This window comes from Streptomyces arenae (genome assembly GCF_022343545.1).
Classification (GTDB): Bacteria; Actinomycetota; Actinomycetes; order Streptomycetales; family Streptomycetaceae; genus Streptomyces; species Streptomyces humi.
This window is the reverse complement of record NZ_JAKQYH010000042.1, coordinates 150,558-168,881: the sequence shown is the minus strand read 5'-3', so window position 1 is coordinate 168,881 and position 18,324 is coordinate 150,558. Positions and strand designations below refer to the sequence as shown.

Annotated in this window: 19 protein-coding genes; 6 read left to right on the top strand and 13 right to left on the bottom strand. The window is 70.0% G+C overall.

Annotated elements, in window-relative coordinates; translation table 11 throughout:
• Window positions 1-145 precede the first annotated feature (145 nt).
• Window positions 146-751 (top strand): TetR/AcrR family transcriptional regulator, encoded by a 606-nt coding sequence (locus MB828_RS17955; protein ID WP_301649098.1) that lies wholly within the window; start codon window positions 146-148, stop codon window positions 749-751.
• Between the two features lie 207 nt (window positions 752-958).
• A complete protein-coding gene (locus MB828_RS17950) occupies window positions 959-1,729 on the top strand; it encodes an SDR family oxidoreductase (protein WP_301649097.1) in 771 nt (256 codons plus the stop codon).
• 136 nt (window positions 1,730-1,865) lie between these two features.
• Here the strand turns inward: MB828_RS17950 and MB828_RS17945 are convergent, their stop codons facing one another.
• From MB828_RS17945 to MB828_RS17925, 5 genes are all read right to left on the bottom strand, one after another.
• Entirely contained in the window at window positions 1,866-3,269 is a 1,404-nt protein-coding gene (locus MB828_RS17945; protein ID WP_430381396.1) for a hypothetical protein, read from the bottom strand.
• Between the two features lie 390 nt (window positions 3,270-3,659).
• Window positions 3,660-4,640: a threonine ammonia-lyase gene (locus MB828_RS17940; protein ID WP_301649096.1), complete on the bottom strand. Its 981-nt coding sequence runs from the start codon at window positions 4,638-4,640 to the stop codon at window positions 3,660-3,662.
• Window positions 4,641-4,859: 219 nt separating this feature from the next.
• Window positions 4,860-5,747 (bottom strand): alpha/beta fold hydrolase, encoded by an 888-nt coding sequence (locus MB828_RS17935; protein ID WP_301649095.1) that lies wholly within the window; start codon window positions 5,745-5,747, stop codon window positions 4,860-4,862.
• A 111-nt stretch (window positions 5,748-5,858) separates the two neighbouring features.
• A complete protein-coding gene (locus MB828_RS17930) occupies window positions 5,859-6,737 on the bottom strand; it encodes an SDR family oxidoreductase (RefSeq protein ID WP_301649094.1) in 879 nt (292 codons plus the stop codon).
• 392 nt (window positions 6,738-7,129) lie between these two features.
• Entirely contained in the window at window positions 7,130-7,714 is a 585-nt protein-coding gene (locus MB828_RS17925) for a hypothetical protein (protein WP_301649093.1), read from the bottom strand.
• 221 nt (window positions 7,715-7,935) lie between these two features.
• Here MB828_RS17925 and MB828_RS17920 point away from each other — a divergent pair, with 221 nt between their 5' ends.
• From MB828_RS17920 to MB828_RS17910, 3 genes are all read left to right on the top strand, one after another.
• Window positions 7,936-8,721 carry a hypothetical protein gene (locus MB828_RS17920; RefSeq protein WP_301649092.1) on the top strand — a complete coding sequence of 262 codons (786 nt, stop codon included), beginning with the start codon at window positions 7,936-7,938 and terminating at the stop codon, window positions 8,719-8,721.
• An 82-nt stretch (window positions 8,722-8,803) separates the two neighbouring features.
• Window positions 8,804-9,511, top strand: a complete 708-nt coding sequence (locus tag MB828_RS17915; RefSeq protein ID WP_301649091.1) for an alpha/beta fold hydrolase — start codon at window positions 8,804-8,806, stop codon at window positions 9,509-9,511.
• A 170-nt stretch (window positions 9,512-9,681) separates the two neighbouring features.
• On the top strand, window positions 9,682-10,077 hold the full coding sequence (locus tag MB828_RS17910; protein WP_301649090.1) for a VOC family protein: 396 nt from the start codon (window positions 9,682-9,684) through the stop codon (window positions 10,075-10,077).
• 46 nt (window positions 10,078-10,123) lie between these two features.
• Here MB828_RS17910 and MB828_RS17905 read toward each other — a convergent pair whose 3' ends face one another.
• The 6 genes from MB828_RS17905 to MB828_RS17880 all read right to left on the bottom strand — a co-directional run bounded on the left by MB828_RS17905 (window position 10,124) and on the right by MB828_RS17880 (window position 14,815).
• Window positions 10,124-10,864, bottom strand: a complete 741-nt coding sequence (locus tag MB828_RS17905; RefSeq protein WP_301649089.1) for a class I SAM-dependent methyltransferase — start codon at window positions 10,862-10,864, stop codon at window positions 10,124-10,126.
• A gap of 115 nt (window positions 10,865-10,979) precedes the next feature.
• A complete protein-coding gene (locus tag MB828_RS17900) occupies window positions 10,980-11,792 on the bottom strand; it encodes a helix-turn-helix domain-containing protein (protein ID WP_301649088.1) in 813 nt (270 codons plus the stop codon).
• A gap of 9 nt (window positions 11,793-11,801) precedes the next feature.
• Window positions 11,802-12,830, bottom strand: a complete 1,029-nt coding sequence (locus tag MB828_RS17895) for an SDR family oxidoreductase (protein WP_301649087.1) — start codon at window positions 12,828-12,830, stop codon at window positions 11,802-11,804.
• Between the two features lie 169 nt (window positions 12,831-12,999).
• Window positions 13,000-13,278 (bottom strand): GlsB/YeaQ/YmgE family stress response membrane protein, encoded by a 279-nt coding sequence (locus MB828_RS17890; protein ID WP_301649086.1) that lies wholly within the window; start codon window positions 13,276-13,278, stop codon window positions 13,000-13,002.
• A gap of 187 nt (window positions 13,279-13,465) precedes the next feature.
• Window positions 13,466-13,801 carry a hypothetical protein gene (locus tag MB828_RS17885; RefSeq protein ID WP_301649085.1) on the bottom strand — a complete coding sequence of 112 codons (336 nt, stop codon included), beginning with the start codon at window positions 13,799-13,801 and terminating at the stop codon, window positions 13,466-13,468.
• 114 nt (window positions 13,802-13,915) lie between these two features.
• Window positions 13,916-14,815, bottom strand: coding sequence for an alpha/beta fold hydrolase (locus MB828_RS17880; RefSeq protein ID WP_301649084.1), 900 nt, complete (start codon window positions 14,813-14,815; stop codon window positions 13,916-13,918).
• 57 nt (window positions 14,816-14,872) lie between these two features.
• On the opposite strand from MB828_RS17880, the gene MB828_RS17875 reads away from it, so the two are divergent.
• Window positions 14,873-15,481: a TetR/AcrR family transcriptional regulator gene (locus tag MB828_RS17875; protein ID WP_301649083.1), complete on the top strand. Its 609-nt coding sequence runs from the start codon at window positions 14,873-14,875 to the stop codon at window positions 15,479-15,481.
• Window positions 15,482-15,912: 431 nt separating this feature from the next.
• Here MB828_RS17875 and MB828_RS17870 read toward each other — a convergent pair whose 3' ends face one another.
• Entirely contained in the window at window positions 15,913-17,493 is a 1,581-nt protein-coding gene (locus tag MB828_RS17870; protein WP_301649082.1) for a hypothetical protein, read from the bottom strand.
• A 201-nt stretch (window positions 17,494-17,694) separates the two neighbouring features.
• Window positions 17,695-18,270, bottom strand: a complete 576-nt coding sequence (locus tag MB828_RS17865) for a transcriptional regulator (protein WP_301649081.1) — start codon at window positions 18,268-18,270, stop codon at window positions 17,695-17,697.
• Between the last annotated feature and the right edge of the window lie 54 nt (window positions 18,271-18,324).

Sequence of the window (18,324 nt, the reverse complement as noted above, 5' to 3'; positions counted from 1 at the left end):
GGGTGCCGTCCACGATCAGGACGGTGACCGTCAGGGAGCGTCGTTCACTCGGCGGGCAGCGCCGGCCACCGAGGCTCCCCGAGATCTGGTCGCCCGTTCGGATACTATGCAGGGAAACATACATGGCAAGCAGTGAGGGTGCGGGATGGGGAAGCGGACAGACACCAAGGAGAAGATGGTCCAGGCCGCCAAGGATCTGATCAGGCAGCGCGGCTTCAACGCCACCGCATTCGCCGACGTGCTCGAACGCAGCGGCACGTCCCGAGGCTCGGTGTACTTCCACTTCCCCGGCGGCAAGACGCAGTTGGCCGTCGAGGCCGCAGAAGCCCACGCGTTCGAGCAGGTCGAGATCATCGACCGGGCCGCCGCCGAGGCGACGTCCGCGGTCCAGCTGGTCGAGCGCTACATCGACCTGGGCCGTGACGGCATGATCGCCGGCGACTACGGGCGAGGCTGCGGCATCGCGCCGCTGATCACCGAGGGCGCCGCGGAGAACTCGGCCGAGATCGCCGAGACCGGCCGCCGCGCCTTCACACAGATGACGGACCGGCTGGCCTTCCACTTCGTCGCCTTCGGCGTGGAGCGCGGCGCGGCAAGGGTACTCGCCGAGGCCGTGATCGCGAGCGTCGAAGGAGCGATGATCACCTCCCGCGCTCTGCGCAGTCCCGCGCCGTACGAGTCGGTGCGGACGGTGCTGGCCAGCCACGCGGCGGGCGTGTCCCCGAAGGGCACCAGGCGCCCGCGCGGCTGAGGCGCGCTCGCCGAGCGCAGGGGCGGCGACGCGTCGGCGTAGTTCGGCTGCCCGGTTGCTCGGTTGGTCGATTGGTCGGTTGGTTCGGTTGGTGGCGGGGCCACCCCGTCCACTGTTGACGCAGCTTGTTATGTATGTTGACCTACATATTAAATCGTGGTGACGGGAGCCGACACGGACTCCCGCCGGAGAGAAGAGGAGACCCGCATGGCTCGCGTACTCATCACCGGAGCGTCCCGGGGCATCGGTAAGGGCACTGCCATGGCGCTGCACCGGCAAGGTCACGAGGTGATCGCCACCGCCCGCGATGTGTCGATGCTCGACGGCCTGCCGGTGGCCCGGAAGGTGCGACTCGACGTCACCGATCAGGCGTCGGTGGACCAGGCGCTGGCGGAGGCCGGCCCGGTCGACGTCCTGCTCAGCAACGCCGGAGCAACCGTCCGGGCGCCGGTCGAGACCATCCCGCTCGACACGCTGGCCGCGCTGTTCGAGCTCAACGTCTTCGGAGCCCTGCGTGTCGCGCAGGGTGTCCTGCCGCAGATGCGGGAGCGCGGGACAGGACAGCTGATCTTCATGTCCAGCATCCAGGGGCGCCTCGTGATCCCGCTGATCGGTGCCTACGGTGCGACCAAGCACGCGCTGGAGGCCCTTGCCGAGACCCTCGCCCTCGAGGCCCGTCCCTTCGGCGTGTCCGTGCACGTCGTTCAACCACCGGCGGTGGCTTCCGGGGGCGCCGAGCGCGCCCAGGTCCACCTCGACGACGAAAACCCCTACCGTCCGCTGCTGGACAGGCTGGGCCCGTTCCGTGCGGCGCCCGTCTCCGTCGAGGAGGTCGCCGACGTCGTGGCGGCGACGATCACCGAGGGTGGGAAGGCGCCTTTCCGCATCCCGGTCGGCGAGAACGCGACGACCATCCTTCGTGCGCGCAAGGAGGCCCCCGACGACACGCCTTTCCTTGCCGCACCGCTGGACTGGTAGACGCGCTCCTCGTCCTCGGTCCACATCGCACCGAGCACTCACCCCAGTCAGGGGCCGAGCTCGGCGGGCCGCCGGCGCATCGCTGCGCGCATCAGCCCACCCGTGCCTCGGTCACAACACCTGGTCAAGGTGACCCCTAAGGCGCGATACCCACCATGGGCAGGCGGCTCCACTTCTTCTCCTGCTGAGCCGTCAGGGCGGGCCAACTCAGGTCCCCGGGGCGTGCGTTCACGCGTGTCGCATACGGCCGGGGAACGTAGGACGGCCGGTAAAGGCATCCGGTGCCGTAGCGGGCGTCGAAGGCGGGGCAGGAGGCCGCGATCGAGGTCGGAGTGGGTTTCCTGCCGCTGCGCACCCATGTGTCGAGAGCCGAGATGGAGTTGGCGTACTCGGACGTGCTCAGCCCGCTGTGCTCGTGCTCGTCGGTGAAGGTCTGCACGAGGTACTTGTCGCGCTTGGCACCCCGCAGAGTGGCGCGGTAGGCGGCCTCGTGCTCCACGAACGCCGTGGGGTCGTCGATCGCATGGAGCGTGAGGACCGGGATCGAGACCTTACCGGTGAGGTCGCTGTCGTAGGAGAGGTCCCGTACCGCGCTCGGGTCCGCCGAGAAGCGCTCGACGCCGGCGTTGAGAGCCGCGTCGTCATGGGAGCCGGAGTAGACGACTCCCACGTTGGAGAACGGGTTCCGGTCACCGAGCCGGTTGTGCACGATGTCCCGGAAGGTGAACGTGGCGAACCTCAGGTGCGACTCCAGTGTCCGTTCGGGGATCTTGCTGACGGCGAGGATGTCGTCGAGGTTGCGCTGCTGCACTGCGGTGCGCTCCTGGGGCGGCGCGGAGAGTCCGGTGCACTCCTCCAGCCGCGCGCGCAGACCGGTCGTGGTCATCGTCGAGCCCGCGCGCAGACCTTTCCACAACGGGTATTGCACTTCGTCCGGCCGCGGGTGGTTCTTGCAGTAGTACTGATAGACCACGCGCAGGTCCACCCGGTAGTCGTATCCGCGTGAGCCGCCACCGAGGACGCCGTTGGTGAGCAATACCCCGTCGTAAGGTCTGCTCTTCTTCGATCCGTATATCTCGGCCGTCTTTGCGGCGACGTTGCCACCCCAGGACTGCCCGTGCAGGTAAGTCCGCTCGGGCTTACGGAAGTTCTCGACGAAGAGCCGGCGCAGGCCCTCCGTGTCGGCGGCCGCCATCCTCGTTCCGTAACCACCGCGGCGGTACGAGGAACCGGCCCAGGCGTAGCCCTGCTCCACCATGACCGACCAGCGCTCGAGATCGCCGATGCTGCGCTCGGGGTCGGATTCCTCGCCCAGGTCCGGTCCGCCGTGGGCGTGCATGACCAGGGAACCGTTCCACTTCTCGGGAACGGCGATCGCGTAGTAGGCGCCGTCCGTGCTCCGCCCCGTGTAACAGGTCGCCATACCCGCCAAATCGGCCGGACACGGTGTGGTCGCCGGCTCGTCGGCGGCGGCAGCCGACGCGGAAAACCCGGGAACCGCGAGGACCGCGACGAGGGCCATGGTGAGCCCGCCCATCATGGACGTACCCCGGCGGGTGGGAAGGACGGACCTGAAATTTCCAGCCCAGGGCATTCTCGACGGCACCCTCATCAGACGCTCTCCCCTTTCACCGGACGCGACCTTCGCGCGGCGGGCCGATGCTATGTGCGCCGGGCAAGCAGCTGAACGACCTGCGTAATTGAATTCATATTGTTCGCAACCCGCCCGGAGACCATCGCGATACGCCAGCCCCTTCTCCAATGACCCGCCTCGTCGTCAGCGCGGAGCGTCGAAGGTGTCCGGGTCGGGGGCTTCAGGATTCGGGGTCGGCCAGGCGGCCGAGCAGTTAGTTGAGTTGATGTCGGTGCTCGCCATGTCGGCGTTCCAGACTGCCCGGTTCGCGGCGTCGGTTCAGGTGCCCGGGTGGCGTCAAGGCCTGGGGGTGAGAGCCGCGTTGACCCAGTGGTGATAGGCGTCCACGTCGACGTTGCTGCCACACACGATGGTGGCCACGTGTCGGCCGGCGAAGCGGTCGCGGTCTTCGAGGATCGCCGCGATGCCGAGCGCCGCGGACGGTTCGACGACGAGGCCGGCGTGGTCGAGGAGCATCCGCATACCGGCGATGATCGACGCCTCCTGGACCAGGACGGCGTCGTCGGCGACCAGGAGGAGGTCGTCCAGGACGGCCGGGATGGGACACCGGCCGGCGACGCCGTCAGCGATCGTGTTCGTCGAGTCGGTGGTGACGACACGCCGCCCGCGCCACGAGTGTGTCATCGCCGGTGCGCCCAGCGGCTGGACACAGATCACCTCTACCTCGGGCGCCATGGCCTTCAGCACATGCCCCACACCGGTGGCCAGCGCACCGCCGCCGAGAGCGATCAGGACGGCGTCGAACGACGTTGCGGCGTCGGCCAGTTCCAGGCCGATGGTCGCCGCGCCCTCGCAGGTCTCGATGTCCAGGCTGTCTTCGACCAGCCGGATGCCGTCGCGGCGCGCGATGGCCGCCGCCCGCTCGCGAGCCGCCTCGTGGTCGCCGTCCACCAGCTCCAACCTGGCGCCCAACGCGCGGATGCGGTCAAGCTTTGCCCGAGTCGCGAAGCGGGATGCCACGACGGTGACGTCGAGCCCCCGGCCGCGGCCGGACCACGCGAGGGCCTGGCCGAGGTTGCCCGCGCTGGCGCACACCACGTCTCGCGAGCCGTTCTCGGCGAGCAGGCTCGCTACCACCTCGGTGCCGCGGCCCTTGAAGCTGCGGACCGGGTTCGCTGTTTCCAGCTTGATGCTCACCCTGCACCCGAGGCCGGGCTCCAGCGCCTCGCAGCGGTACAGCGGAGTGTCGAGGAAAACCGGGTCGATCACCTGGCGGGCCGCCCGGATCCGGGCAGTGTCGAGGCGCGTCTTCTGCACGACGCAGCAGCGTAGCGCGAGCAACAGTACAAAGCCTTGCCGGGCCTGCGTGCCGCGCCGCGGCGCACCGTCACGGCAGCGGCCGTGAGTTGCTGGTGGTGAAGTCGTTCTTCGGGCCACCGGAACTGGGGTTGAGGTAGCCGGGGCCCGCCTCGCCGAGCCGGGCGCTGGGTGGTCTGGAAGCTCCGGTTTCACCGGCCGAGGGCGTTCCGCAACTGCTCACTCGATCCACGAAGTGGGGGTCGGCGGGTCTGACAGGAAACCGGTGAGTGCGGAAGCCAGGGCTTCGGGGGCCTGCTCGGCGACGTGGTGGCCGGAGTCGATGCCGTGCCCACGGACGTCGGTGGCCCAACGGCGCCAGATGGCGACGGGGTCACCATGAAGCTCTTCCAGGTCGTCCCGCAATGACCACAGGACCAGCGTGGGGCAGGCGATACGTGCGCCGGCAGCCCGGTCGGACTCCTCGTGCCGACGGTCGACCGTCAGGCCCGCTCGGTAGTCCTCGAGCATCGCCCGCACCACGGCAGGATCGCGCGTGGCCTGCCGCCACTCTGCGTAGTTCTCCGGCCCCATGACGTCGGGGTCGCCCTGGTACCAGCTGTCGGGGTCGGCCATGATGACCCGCTCCGGGATGTCCTGCTGTGCGAAGAAGAACCAGTGCCACCACTGGGTGGCGAACTCGGTCGTGATCCGCGACAGGTGCTCCGTCAACGGCAGACAGTCCAGGAACGCCACACGGGAGACGACGTCAGGGTGGTCCAGCGAGAGGCGCAGCGCGACGCTGCCGCCCCGGTCGTGTCCGGCGAGCGCGAACCGTCGATGACCGAGGTGGCGCATCACAGCCACCACGTCCCCGGCGACCGCGCGTTTTGAGTAACCCTCGTGGTCTGTCGTGAATCGCGGGCCTCGGGAACGCCCGTACCCTCGCAGGTCCGGGCAGACCACCGTGTGACCGGCTGCCACGAGCCGGGGAGCGACCCGGTGCCACGTCGCCGATGTGCGGGGATGGCCGTGCAGCAGCACCACGGGCGGCCCCTCGCCGCCGTGGCGCACGAAGACAGCCGCCTCGCCGACGTCGACCTGCGTCTCCCGGAACCCTTCGAACATCCAGCCTCCTTCGAACGCGGCCCGTCCACTCCCGCCCACCACCCACCGCTGTCCGCGCCGTGGGCACTCGCCACATGGTCGGCTGCCCCGCGCGCACCTCTGCGGCACGGGTTACGGAAGTGGTGATCCACCGGTGGCGTTGACGATCTCCGCGGTGATGTAGCTCGCTTCCGGCGAGGCGAGGAAGACATAGGCGGGAGCCATCTCCGCCGGCTGGGCCGGACGCCCCATGGGCGACTGCTTCCCGAATTCCGTCGTGTCCGGGAGTGTCGCCGGGATCAACGGCGTCCAGACGGGCCCCGGCGCCACGGCGTTGACGCGGACGCCGTCCGCGGCCACCATCTGGGCCAGTCCCTTGGTGAAGGTCGCGATGGCTCCCTTGGTCATGGCGTAGTCCAGCAGATGTGGGCTGGGCTGGTACGCCTGGACCGAGGTGGTGTTGATGATGGAGCAACCCTGGGGAATGTGCGGCAGCGCCATCTTCGACAGCCAGAACATCCCGTACAGGTTCGTCCGCACCACGCGGTCGAACTGCTCGGTGGTGATCGACGCGATGCCGTCCGGCTGCGACATCTGATAGGCGGCGTTGTTGACGAGGATGTCGATGCGGCCCCATTCCTCCACCGCGCGTTCGACCAGCCGTCGGCACTGCTCTTCCTCCCGGATGTCGCAGGCTACGGCTACCGCCTTGCGGCCGGCGTCCTGAACGAGGCGGGTGGTTTCCGCTGCCTCCTCGCCTTCCTCGGGCAGATAGGTGAACAGCACGTCGGCGCCCTCCCTCGCGAAGGCGAGTGCGACAGCTCGGCCGATGCCCGAGTCACCGCCCGTGATCACCGCCTTGTGGCCTTGGAGCCTGCCCCTGCCCCGGTAGGAGTCCTCGCCGTGATCCGGCGGCGGGTCCATGGGGCCGGTCCATCCAGGGTGCTCCTGGTCCTGCTGAGGGAAGTCCGGTTCCGGTTGCCGGGGCTGAGAACGGGGTGTGTCGGACATCGGATCATCCTTTCTCTGCCGGCCGAACGGAGGTCTGCCGACTCTCTGCCGAACGGAGGTCTGCCGACGCGGACGGGGTCTTTCCGGGGCGCGCGCCTGGCCCGACCTTCCTGCTCACCCAGAAGCGTTTTGTCCGCATGGGGCGGAGTGCCCACGATCGCTTGATCCATTCAATCCTCCGGCGGCCGTTCGCAGGGCGAGCGCCCAGAGGCCACCGCAGAAGCTGACGTCATGGGGACGCGGTGGTTGCGCTGGCCGCGGCCGTGTACTGCCCGGCTGATCGCGGGGCGGAGCCGCGTCTTGTTCAGCCGAAGCGTGCTCGGGCCGGTGCACAGGTGAGCGCGCCGAGGTGCCCTGGTCGGGGAAGCAGCCGCCGAAGTCGATCACAGCCGCTACGGCTGGGTCGGGCCGGCTGACGGGACGTGTTGTCTGCGCACGAGCAGGCTTGCGGGCCGCCACAGGGCGAAGGCCAGACCGAGGCCGAGTGGGATCTGCAGGGATCGCTGGATCACCGGAGGCCCTGGCTTGTCCCCGCGGCTGAGCGGGGCACGGCTCTGTGGATCGACGGTCACCGTGTAAGTGCCGCCCACCACCCAGTTCCAGCCCATGAGCCCGTTCTCCTCGAACGGAGCGAGCGGCGGGCCGTCAAGGACGGTGACCGTGTAGCGGTGGGCGCCCGGATCCATGCCGTCGCCGGTGGACCACTGAATCTGCCGGACCCTGATGTGTTCGGTGCGCCCGTGCTGGTGCAGTGCCTGCTGGTCCAGCTCCAGGCCCTGCAGGATCAGCAGCCCGAGGAGGCACACCCCACACAGCAGCCACCGGAGGTCCAAATACCAGCACGTGCACAGGAACACACAGCCGAGGATGATCGCCAGCGCGCACAGCAAGTCGATCCACTGGGCGTGGGTGACGAAGGCTGTGTACCCGATCAGACGCACGATCGCCCACAGCGCCAACGCTGCGCCGGTGCTCATGGCGGCCACCAGCACCCACCAGCCCACGCCTGTCAGCCCTTTGCGTACTTCCTCCGCAGTCAACACGTCCCTGCTTCCGGTGTAACCGCCGCCTCGGTGGTGCACTCGCACTCGTTCCAATGTATGGATTGTTCAACGATCCTTCAATAGGATGGTTCAACATCCTCCCGCCTGCTGCGCGTAGGCGGCCGGAACGGCAACCAACCGAAGGGCTGCTGGAGATGAGTGGGCATCAGGAGGAACAGGTCGACGACAACGGGCAGATCCTGTTCAGCGACGACCCCGCGCTCAAGCTCGAGTACGTGCTGATGTGTCTGGAGACCGCGGAGGGCACCGTCACCCTCGATCATGCGCAGACGCGCCACATGCCCACTGCCCTCTTCGAGTTCAGGCGTGCCCTGAGCGTGGGCTACTTCGGGATGAAGTGGGCGTGGCGGACGGCAGCCTCGCTCGACGAGCTCAGGGAACCGCAGCTCGAAGGCGCCATCCTGTTCGGCATGAGGCGCCTGCCGCCCGAGTTCTCCGACCTGCGCATGCCCGGCCCACCAGGTTCCGACGATGCCGGGGAGCGGCCCACCATATTCGAGGAGCTGCGCATGCCCGAACAGCCGCGACACGACCCCGACGAGGTCTACTTCGGCATGCGACGCAGGCCGCCCGGCCACGCCGACCTGCGCTCGGTCCCCGGATGGGAGCTGCACGAGATACCCGATGAACAGCCAAAGCTGGCGCAGCGTTTCGGGTACACCTACTCCCGGCTGGAACTGCGGACGCCCGACGGGGAGATCTACTCCCGGACCTGGGTCCCGCACGACCCCGAGTGGGCGGCCGCCGCCCTGGGGCACGGCTACGTCGTGTGCCTGTGCGGCGTGGACCTGGGGATCCGCGCACCGTACGCGATGAGCGACGCGCAGCACACCCCCCGCATGCGCCACGAATCCTTCCGCTACGGATGCGCGGCGGGCCTGACCGTCGGCGGACTCGTCGCCTACGTCGACCACCACTGACGCCCAACACCGGGCGGAGACGGTGGTTCGGCTGCTGGTGAACGCCGATCTCCGGCGGGACCCGTTCTCATATCCTCCGGGCATGGTTGATCAGTGCTCGGTCGACGTCGGCGAGGTCCGGCTGGCTTACCAGGTGTCGGGTCCTGCGGATGCTCCGCCGCTTGTCCTGTTGCACGCGCTGGGCGAGGATGCCACCGACTGGGAGGCGGTTGCGCCCGTCGTCGCCCGGAGCCGGAGGGTGTATGCCCTCGATCTTCGCGGTCACGGCCGAAGCGACTGGCCGGGGGACTACTCACTCGAGCTCATGCAGGCCGATGTGCTCCGGTTCCTGGACGCGCTGGGACTTGGACCAGTGGATCTGATCGGGCACTCCATGGGCGGGATCGTGGCCTACCTGCTCGCGGCGGACCATCCGCAGCGAGTGAGCCGGCTTGTCCTGGAGGATGTGGCAGTCCCCCGTCCTCGGGAGCCGAGCACCCCGGCCAGACCTGACGGCGCCCTGGCCTTCGACTGGGAGATGGTGCTGGCCGTCAGGCGGCAGATCGACCAGCCCGATCCCAGGTGGCTACAGCGGCTCGACCGGATCACCGCCGAGACCCTCGTGCTCGCGGGCGGCCCGGACAGTCATGTTCCCCAGGACGGTGTCGCCGAGCTCGCCCGCCGCATCCCTTACGGGCGAGTGGTCACCATTCCGGCGGGACATCTGATCCACCACGCAGCGCCGGAGGCGTTCGCCGAGGCGGTTTCGGCGTTCCTGGAGGAGGACATCCGTCCTGTCGGCCGAACATGAGCGCGGTCGGGGACCGTGCCGTGGGTACGGCCGCACGGGTTATTTTCAGCGACGGGACCGAGACCCAGGTCCGCCGCCCGAAGGCCACCAGCCGGGCCGCTGCGCTTTTGTCTCCGGCAGGAGGAAGCAGAACACAGGGTGGGCTCCGTCCGCACTAGCCAGGAGGAAGCGTGACAAGCAGGTTCACCGAGTTGACAGTTGACTGCCATGAACCGGAGAGGCTCGCGGCCTTCTGGTGCGAGGTCCTGGACTTCAAGGTGCTCGACCGGAGCGAGGGCAAGGTCGAGATCGGCTCCTGGGTGCCGACCGTCGAGGAGGTCCGGGCCCGTCAGATGCCGCCCACCCTAGTGTTCATCCGTGTGCCTGAGGGCAAGGCCGTCAAGAACCGGCTTCACCTCGACGTCAGTCCGATCGACGGCAGCACCGAGGACGAGGTGACCAGACTGCTCGGTCTCGGCGCCGTCAAGGTGGACGTGGGCCAGGGCCCGGACCGGAGCTGGGTGGTCATGGCCGACCCCGAGGGCAACGAGTTCGACGTCCTGCGCACCCTGGCACCGCAGGACTAGGTGGTGTCCGGCGCGGGGATGCCTCACCGTCTCGGCGCGCTGGAACTCACGGTTTGTGGGTCACCCAGAGGAGTTCCGCCGGCCAGCGGTGTGCCCAGTCGGGTGGGTCGGTTTCGTTGTAGCCGTTGGGAGTTCCGCGTTCGGGCCGCGGCTCGATCAGGTCGTCGATGACGAGACCGGCGCCGCGCAGGACCCTGACCCAGTCGCCGTAGGTGAGTTGATAGCTGGTCGCGCCGTCGTCCTCGGCGATGGTGTTGAGCCCGAAGTAGTCCTGCTGGAGCGACGTGGTCACACGGCCGGCGACTTCGTCGTAGCAGGCTTCGAACCAGGGGCTGGCGACGTTGAACACCAGGCGCCCGCCCCGGCGCAGGACGCGTGCGGCCTGCGGGACAGCCAGGTGCGGGGGCGCCCAGCTGAGCCCGCCGAAGTCGCAGAACACCAGGTCGAAGCTGTCGGCGGCGAAGGGGAGTTGTTCGGCGGCGCCCTGCACCAGCGGGTAGCGGGCCGCTCCCATCGCGCGGGCCGCTGCCGCGAGTTGGGCTTCGGACAGGTCGAGCCCGACCACGGTGGCGCCCTCGGCGGCGAGCGCCCTGGACCACTGGCCGGCACCGCAGCCGAGTTCGAGGACCCGCTTGCCGGTGACGTCGCCCAGGGCGCGCAGCTGCGCGTCCGGGACGGAGTACATGCCCCACAGCCGGGGTGAGGCTCCGATCTGCGGATCGTGCTCGTGCTGGTAGGCGCTGCTGATCTGATTCCAGAACCGCCGGTTGGCGGGGATGCTGTCCACCTGCCGACTCCAGCACCGCCTGGCGGGGGTGGTCAACACGATAAGGACACCGGCCGGTCCTCACCTCGGTGCGGCCATGGCTCAGCTCACGATCCGCTGCCGGTTGTCAGGCCCGTCAGAGGCTGGTGAGCAGGTGGAGGCGCTCGGCGCTGGGTGAGTCCTGGTCGGCGTGGTAGACGACGAGGAGTTGCCGTGCGTCCGGTCTGAGGAGCTTTTCGTAGTGGAGGTCCAGCCGCCCGACCAAGGGGTGGTTGAAGCGGGTGTAGCCGGTGGCGCGGCGGCGTACCTCCCGTCTGGCCCACAGTGTGCGGAAGCGTTCGCTGGCGACCGTCAGCTCGCCGATGGTCTCCAGGAGTTCGGGATCGGCGTCGTCGATGCTGAGGGTGGCGCGAAGTCCGGAGACGGCTTTGGCCGTCACGTCGTCCCACTGGGGGTAGAGGCTGCGCATCTCGGGCTCGAGGAACACGGCTCGCAGGGGGTTGCCGCCCACGGCGAAGAACGGGCACAGGGCCACGGCCAGGCGGTTGGCGGCGACGACGTGGCCGGTTGTCCCCTGGGCATAGGCGGGTGTGAGGGGCCAGCCGTCGAGCAGCGGCTGGAGGTCGCCCTGACCCGTCCGGGAGCGGGGACGGCGTCGCCTGGCCGGGGGCCTCGGGTGGGCGAGGCGGTGCAGGTAGGACGCGGCGTCGTCGTCGAGTTGCAGCGCCGCGGCCAGGCTTTGGAGGATCTGGTCGGAGGGGTGCTGGTTTCGGCCCTGCTCCAGGCGCAGGTAGTACTCGGGGCTGATGCCGGCGAGGTGGGCGACCTCCTCCCGGCGCAGCCCCGGGACACGGCGGCGCTCTCCGGCGGGCAGGCCGGCCTCCTGGGGGCTGAGCTGTTCCCGCCGGGCCCGCAGGAAGTCGCCGAGGGTGTCCGGCATGTCGTTCATCCTCCGACGTTAGTCGGCGAGCAGGCCGAGCCGCACCAGACTGCGTGCGGTCGCGACCACGCTCTCCTCGTTCGGGCGTGGTGCCCAGTCCAGCTGCTCGCGGGCCTTGGCGTTGTCGGCCCGGCGGACCACGCCCAGCTGCGGTACCGTCCCGCGCAGCCGCGGGCTGACCGTGGACAGCAGCCGCAGCAGCCAGGCGGGGGCCGACCGGGCGGGAGCCTTCGCGGCCGCCTCGCCCAGCTGGGAGCGCAGGGCGCGCGCGATCTGCCCGAAGCAGATCGGCTCGCCTGCCAGCGCCAGGTACCGCTGCCCGGCGGCGGTCGGCGAGGTCATCGCCTTGACGTGCAGGTCGGCGACGTCCCGGACGTCGACCGTGTTGGTCCAGATCGGCGGCGCGGCACGCATGGCACCGGTGAGCATCGCGTGGATGATGCGGATCGAGCTGGAGTAGTCGGATCCGAGGACGGGACCGAAGATCCCGACCGGGTTGATCGTGGTGAGTTCCAGGCCGTTGCCCTCGGCGGCGATGAAGTCCCACGCCGCGCGCTCGGCGACGGTCTTCGACTTGACGTACGGGGTCACGCCGGGCCCGTCCAGGTTCGTCCAGTCGGCTTCCGTGAAGACCCGGTCCGTCGGGCCGTGGCCGTAGCCGACCGCGGCGAACGAGGACGTCAGGACCACCCGCCTGACGTCGGCATCCCGCGCGGCCCGCAGCACCCGCAGGGCGCCGTCGCGGGCCGGGACGATCAGTTCGCTCTCGTCCTTCGGGTGGGAGGCGGGGAACGGCGACGCGATGTGCAGGACATAGTCGGCGCCCGCTGCGGCCCGGTCCCAGCCGGCGTCGGAGGACAGGTCCGCCTCGACGTAGGAAACGCCCTCCCGCCCGGGCGCCTCAGCCACGGAGAGCATCTCTTCGACGTCAGGTTGCCGCTTCAGCGAGCGCAACGTGGTCGTGACCTCGTGCCCCGACGCCAAGAGCCGCGCGATCGTGTGGGAACCCAGGAAGCCGGTCCCACCGGTGACGAGTACGTGTGCCATGACGACAGGATCAGCGTGCACGACCGCTCGGTTCCAGATCCCGCTGTTACTGGTACCCGCAGGGACAGGCATGACGGCTCGAGGATCTGGGGCGTACACGCTGACGGCTCCCGTCCTGTGCGCCAGGGAGGGAGCCGTTCAGGTCGCGTCGGCGTATGCCTTCTACGGGTTATGCGTGGCGGTGCGAGTGCCGGTTGCCGGTGACGAGGCGGTAGATGCCCAGCAGGATGAGGGAGCCGACGATGGCGGCGATCCACGTGGACAGGTCGAAGAACCCGTCGATGGAGTCCACACCGAAGATCACCTTGCCGAGCCAGCCGCCGAGCAGACCGCCGACGATGCCGATGAGCATGGTGACGATGATGCCGCCCGGGTCCTTGCCCGGCATCAAGGCCTTGGCGATGGCGCCGGCGAGCAGGCCGATGATGATCCACGCGATGATGCCCATGATGCGTCTCGCTTCCTCGAATAAGGGCTGTGTCAGTTCATCGTGTGCACCGATTCCGCCCGAACAAACGTCTCACCCGGGTCACGGCCGCACCGGTTCAGGCCGTGGCCCACTCCGCCCAGGGACTTCCTGAGTGCTCCGGCAGCTCACCCGAGTCCGTTGGGCGGGCGCCGACTTACTCGCCGACTTACTCAGGGTGCGCCACCGCCTCTCGCTGAAGTTGCACGGCCGCGAGCAGGCTCAGCGTCGGCTCCGCCTGGCGCAGCGCCTTCACCGCGGCGACCGAGCCGACGTCGCCGGTGAAGCCGACGGCGGCCAGCCGGGAGCGGACCCAGCGGGCGCGCAGCCGGGTCTCCGTGGCGGCGGCCGTGGACTCCACGAGTGCGGCGGCGCGTTCCAGGCCCGGGCGTTCCTCCGGCGAAGCCTCCGCCAGCGCCTCGCGCAGGGCCGCCGAGACCTCGTCCGCGTCCCGGATGGTCAGCACGAAGGTGTTCTTCCTGCCCAGTCCCATGATTCCTGTCATGGTGGTCAGCCTGACGGCCATGACCGGTGCGCGCCAAGCGAGTTGAGGAGCCTCAGAGGAACCGTCCGGGCCACGACGCGCCGGGCCGCCGTGGCGCTGGAGGGGGCGGCGCGGCTATCGGCCGGCCGCGAGGAAGTCCTCCAGGATCCGGATGAATCGCTCGGGCTGCTCCTCGGCCGGATAGTGCCCGCAGTCGTCGAGGACGACTTCGGTGACGTCGTCGGCGGCCAGCCGCATCGTCTGCGCCGTGTTCGCGCCGCTCCACAGCGCGCCGCCGACGGCGAGCACCGGCTGCGTCAGCCGGGTCATGGCGCGCCGCTCGTTCTGTGCGATCGTCTCGTCCAGCGCGCGGTAGTACGCGAAGCTCGCCCGCAGTGCGCGAGGATCCGCGGCGATCGCGTCGACGTAGACGTCCACGGCGTACTCGGGGATCGCGGTGGGCGTGGCCGCCTTGGTGGCGAACTGCCAGCCGAAGAAGAGCCGTTCGCGTCCGCGGACCAGTTCCTCGTTGAGGTCGGTGAGCCGGTTGAAGCCGAACTGCCAGAGCCTCTGGTTGGCCGCGGCCGGGCCGAAGAACGGCGGCGAGGGCGTCAGACCGGGGATCAGCGCTTCGAGGATGGCGAGCCGGCCCACCCGCTCGGGGTGATCGGCGGCGAGGGCGTATCCGGTCCACGTACCGATGTCGTGGCCGACCACGTCGAACCGGTCGTGCCCGAGTTCGGCCATCAACGCGACCAGATCGGCGGCCAGCGTGCCGGCGTCGTACCCGTCGTCGGGCTTGTCGGAGAGCCCGGCCCCGCGCGAGTCGACGGCGACGACGGTGTGCTCACGGGCGAGCGCGGGCATCACCTCCCGCCAGGCGTACCAGGTCTGGGGCCAGCCGCCGACCAGCAGCAGCGCCGGGCCGTCGCCACCGGTGACCGCGTGCAGCCGCAGGCCGTTCACCTCCACGAGCCGGCTGGTGAAGACGTCGAGGAACCCGTTGGGCAGTCGCAGCGAACTCAAGGTCGTCATGCCGGCGACCATACCCATCTTTGAACGATCGGTACAAGATGTGTAGGGTGACGGACCATGGCAGGCCGCAAGCAGTTCGACGTGGACGAGGCACTACGACGCGCGATGCACGTCTTCTGGCGCTGGGGTTATTCGGAGGCCTCCATCGATCGCCTGACCGAGGGCACGGGCCTGGGCCGGGGCTCGCTCTACGGCACCTTCGGCGACAAGAGCGCCCTCTTCCGCAAAAGCCTCATGCGATACGGGCAGACCTACCAGCCGAGGTACGAGCAGGCGCTGTCCGGCCCACACCCGAGCCCGAGCGCCGTTGTGGCCGCGTTCCTTCAGGTCGCCCTGGACCGTATCGCCGATCCGACGGTCCCGGACGGCTGCCTGCTCACGGTGTCGGCAACGCAGTTCCCGGCGCTCGACGCGGAGGGCCAGGTGATGGTTCGCGCCATGATCGACGGTTTGCGGGCGAGGCTGGAGCAGGCGTTGCTGGCGGCGGGGGCCGGTCAGCAGGAGGCGGCAGAGCTGGCGCTGTGCACGCTGGCGACGAACAAATCCCTGGCGGTGCTGAGCCGTGCCGGCTTCTCGGGCGAAGACCTGGCAACTGTCGCGGCGGCCGCCGCTGAGCATGCCGGAGCTCTGCCGAAACGACCGGCTGAACCGTCAGGACCGCGATAGGCGGGAAAGGCTCCGTCACTTGTGGATGTGACTCATGGATCCGCAGCGGCTTCGGGGCGGCCGGCGGCTCGGCAGGTCCGAGCGGGCGCCGGTCCTCGATTCGGACCGCCGCGACCGCCCGGACGGCCGACCGCCCGGACCGCCACGGCCGCCTGGATCGCCGCGACCGCCTGGACCGTCGACCGCGCGGACTGCCCAGATCGCCGCGGCCGCCTGGGCCGCCGGCCGTCCTGGGGTGGCCGCCCGGGCGGCGCCGAGGTGTGGACCGCCGGCGGAAGGCCCACACGCGCGTGCCGACGAGCGGAAGGCCCGCACGCGCGTCCCGACGACGCGGGCGCAGGCCTCGCCGCACGGCCCTCCTCGGCCAAGGCGCGCCCAGAGGGCAACCGACCTCATCGGCCCGCTGCCCCCTCGCCGGGGCGACGGTGGCGTCAGCGGCTGTTCTGTGGTCGCGACCTTCGCACCGTCAGGAACACCAGCGCGCCGGCCGCCACCAGCAGGACGGCGGTGCCGGCCCGCAGCAACACTCCGTCCGCGCCCGTGGCGGCGAGCCCGCCGCCGGTCGTCGTACCGGTCCCGGTGCCCGCCGCGGAGCCGGACGGGCTCACGGTGGCCGTGGCCGATGGGGACGCGGAGGCGCTGGGCGACGGGCTGGACGTCGCCGAGCCGGTGGCCTTCACCTCGATCGACGCGGTGTCGTTCGCCGCGTCGTCGTCCCGGTTGGGGTAGTCGGGGTTCTCCACCGCCTTCACACTGCCGCGCGCGCCGGGGACGGCCCGGTCGATCCGCACCGTGAACTCCTGGGTCACGGAGTCGCCCGGCCGGAAGTCCGTGCTGCCGATGTCGCAGGTGTAGCTGTTCGCGCCGGCCTTGCGCGGTGTGCAGTTCCACAACGGCCCGGGGTCGCCCTGCTCGCCGGGGCCGGGGGCGCCGGTGATGGTGGTGCCGGCGGGCGGGGTCACCACGAAGGTGCCTGAGTTGTCCGCGTCCATCCACCGGAAGTCCATCCGGCCCGGCCCGGTGTTGCGGACGCCCACGGTGATCTTCACGGTCTCGCCGACCTTGCCCTCGACCGTGTCACCGAGCGCCTGGTAGTCGGCGTGCTGGGTGGTCGCGAAGGTGCCGTATCCGTGGCCGGTGAAGCCGGAGCCGGCGGCGACGGACTTCAGGCCGAGCGGCGCGCCGGTGCCAGTCCGGGGGAAGTCGGACGGGTCGAAGGAGTCGGGCGCGGAGCCGCCGACCGGCCACACGACGTACGTGTTGTAGCCGTACATCGTGTCCGCGGCGGCGGTGTAGCGCAGCGGCGTGTCCGTCTCGTAGGCGGAGCCGGGCGCGACCGGTGTGTCGAACCGGCACCAGGCTCCGGCGTCGGGCGAGTCCGAGTAATGGCAGTTGGAGTGGTCGCGGGCGAGCGACACGCCGTCGGAGTCCTGCACCAGCAGCATGACACCCTTGTCGGCGGGGGCGGCGCCGGTGTCGGCGAAGGCCGGGGTGCGCTCGAAGACGGTGCCGGGCGCGATGCCCTTCAGCGCCGGGTAGGGCCGGGCGGCGAGCTTCGGGCCGCCGACCAGGACGTCCGTCTTCGCGGTCACGGTGGACGCGTCGGAGGCGGTGGCGGTGTAGGTGACGGCACCGGTGTCGCCCGCCTTGGCGGCCGCGGTGGGCTTCAGGAAGAACGGGTCGATCGACTCCTTGCCCGACAGCGGGCCCACGTCGCACCGGACCTTGAGGGCGCCGGTGCTCACGCAGTCCCCCGTGACCTCCATCGTCGCCTTCCCGGCGAGGGACGACGCGTCGACCGTGACCGAGACGCCGTGGGCGTCCCCGCCCGAGGCGGTGATACCGAGGTCCAGGATCGGACCCTCACCCTCGGTGGGGAGGTAGTAGTTCTCCTGGGTGTCCAGGACGAGCGTCGTTCCGGCGGCGTGCGCGGCCGGGGTGGCGAACGCCAGGGCGGCGGTCGCGAAAGCCGCGGCCGCCGCTGTCCGCCATGTTCTACGTATCGTCAGCACACAACGTGGACACGCCAGAACACCGGAAGGTTGCGCCCAAGCGTCCGCCGGCTGACGAACGGGTTCCCCGCCGGCAACCTCTCTGTGCACCCGCACCAGCCCCTGCGACCCCGACTGCGCCCGCACCTGGCGACTCGGGCCGGCTCGCCGGCGCGGCAGACCCCCGCGGTGGTGCGCCGATGCCGTCACGCGAGACGGGGGTCAGGCCGCGAAGCCGACGTTGGTGACGTATTCGTACTGGCCCCACTCGGAGCCGAGGTCCACCGTCGCGTCGTTGATCCAGGCGTCGTCGAGGGCGTCCTCGTCGTCGTTGGCCCAGGCCTCGACGATCCGGTCCCAGTGGCGCACGTTGAGGGTGCGGAAGGAGAGGGCGCGCTGGTGCGGGCGGGTCACCTGGGACTGGTTGAGGGGGTGGAACTCGACGCGGGTGCCGCGGCCCTCGCGGTTGAGGCGGGCGGTCAGGTAGCGGGCCACGTTGTGACGGCGGACCGTGCGGTAGGCGGTCTCGATGGCTTGGAGGTTCTTCCTGGAGGGGCTGCGTCTGCCGTCCAGCCAGGCCTTCAGGGTGCGGTCGGTGACGGTGAGGCCGGCCTCGCGGGCCGTCTGGCGGGCGTGGTCGGTGCGGGTCAGGTAGTGCAGCCGGGCGAGCAGCCCGCGGCGCTGCGTGATCGGAGTGGCGACGAAGCCCGCGAGCGCGTCGAGCTGGCGGGCCACGGCCTCGTGTCCCTTGATGCCGCGGGCGCCGAACTTGCCGAAGTCGATGTTCCTCTCCGGCATCTCTGCACTCCTCGCTGCGCGGCCGGGTGACGGGTGTTCAAGAGAATACAGCGG

Excerpts from the sequence above, each read along its gene's own strand:
- MB828_RS17955 (WP_301649098.1), top strand. The coding sequence starts at position 146 with ATGGGGAAGCGGACAGACACCAAGGAGAAGATGGTCCAGGCCGCCAAG.
- MB828_RS17950 (WP_301649097.1), top strand. The coding sequence starts at position 959 with ATGGCTCGCGTACTCATCACCGGAGCGTCCCGGGGCATCGGTAAGGGC.
- MB828_RS17945 (WP_430381396.1), bottom strand. The coding sequence starts at position 3,269 with ATGATGGGCGGGCTCACCATGGCCCTCGTCGCGGTCCTCGCGGTTCCC.
- MB828_RS17935 (WP_301649095.1), bottom strand. The coding sequence starts at position 5,747 with ATGTTCGAAGGGTTCCGGGAGACGCAGGTCGACGTCGGCGAGGCGGCT.
- MB828_RS17930 (WP_301649094.1), bottom strand. The coding sequence starts at position 6,737 with ATGTCCGACACACCCCGTTCTCAGCCCCGGCAACCGGAACCGGACTTC.
- MB828_RS17925 (WP_301649093.1), bottom strand. The coding sequence starts at position 7,714 with ATGAGCACCGGCGCAGCGTTGGCGCTGTGGGCGATCGTGCGTCTGATC.
- MB828_RS17920 (WP_301649092.1), top strand. The coding sequence starts at position 7,936 with ATGAGTGGGCATCAGGAGGAACAGGTCGACGACAACGGGCAGATCCTG.
- MB828_RS17915 (WP_301649091.1), top strand. The coding sequence starts at position 8,804 with ATGGTTGATCAGTGCTCGGTCGACGTCGGCGAGGTCCGGCTGGCTTAC.
- MB828_RS17900 (WP_301649088.1), bottom strand. The coding sequence starts at position 11,792 with ATGAACGACATGCCGGACACCCTCGGCGACTTCCTGCGGGCCCGGCGG.
- MB828_RS17895 (WP_301649087.1), bottom strand. The coding sequence starts at position 12,830 with ATGGCACACGTACTCGTCACCGGTGGGACCGGCTTCCTGGGTTCCCAC.
- MB828_RS17890 (WP_301649086.1), bottom strand. The coding sequence starts at position 13,278 with ATGGGCATCATCGCGTGGATCATCATCGGCCTGCTCGCCGGCGCCATC.
- MB828_RS17885 (WP_301649085.1), bottom strand. The coding sequence starts at position 13,801 with ATGACAGGAATCATGGGACTGGGCAGGAAGAACACCTTCGTGCTGACC.
- MB828_RS17880 (WP_301649084.1), bottom strand. The coding sequence starts at position 14,815 with ATGACGACCTTGAGTTCGCTGCGACTGCCCAACGGGTTCCTCGACGTC.
- MB828_RS17875 (WP_301649083.1), top strand. The coding sequence starts at position 14,873 with ATGGCAGGCCGCAAGCAGTTCGACGTGGACGAGGCACTACGACGCGCG.
- MB828_RS17865 (WP_301649081.1), bottom strand. The coding sequence starts at position 18,270 with ATGCCGGAGAGGAACATCGACTTCGGCAAGTTCGGCGCCCGCGGCATC.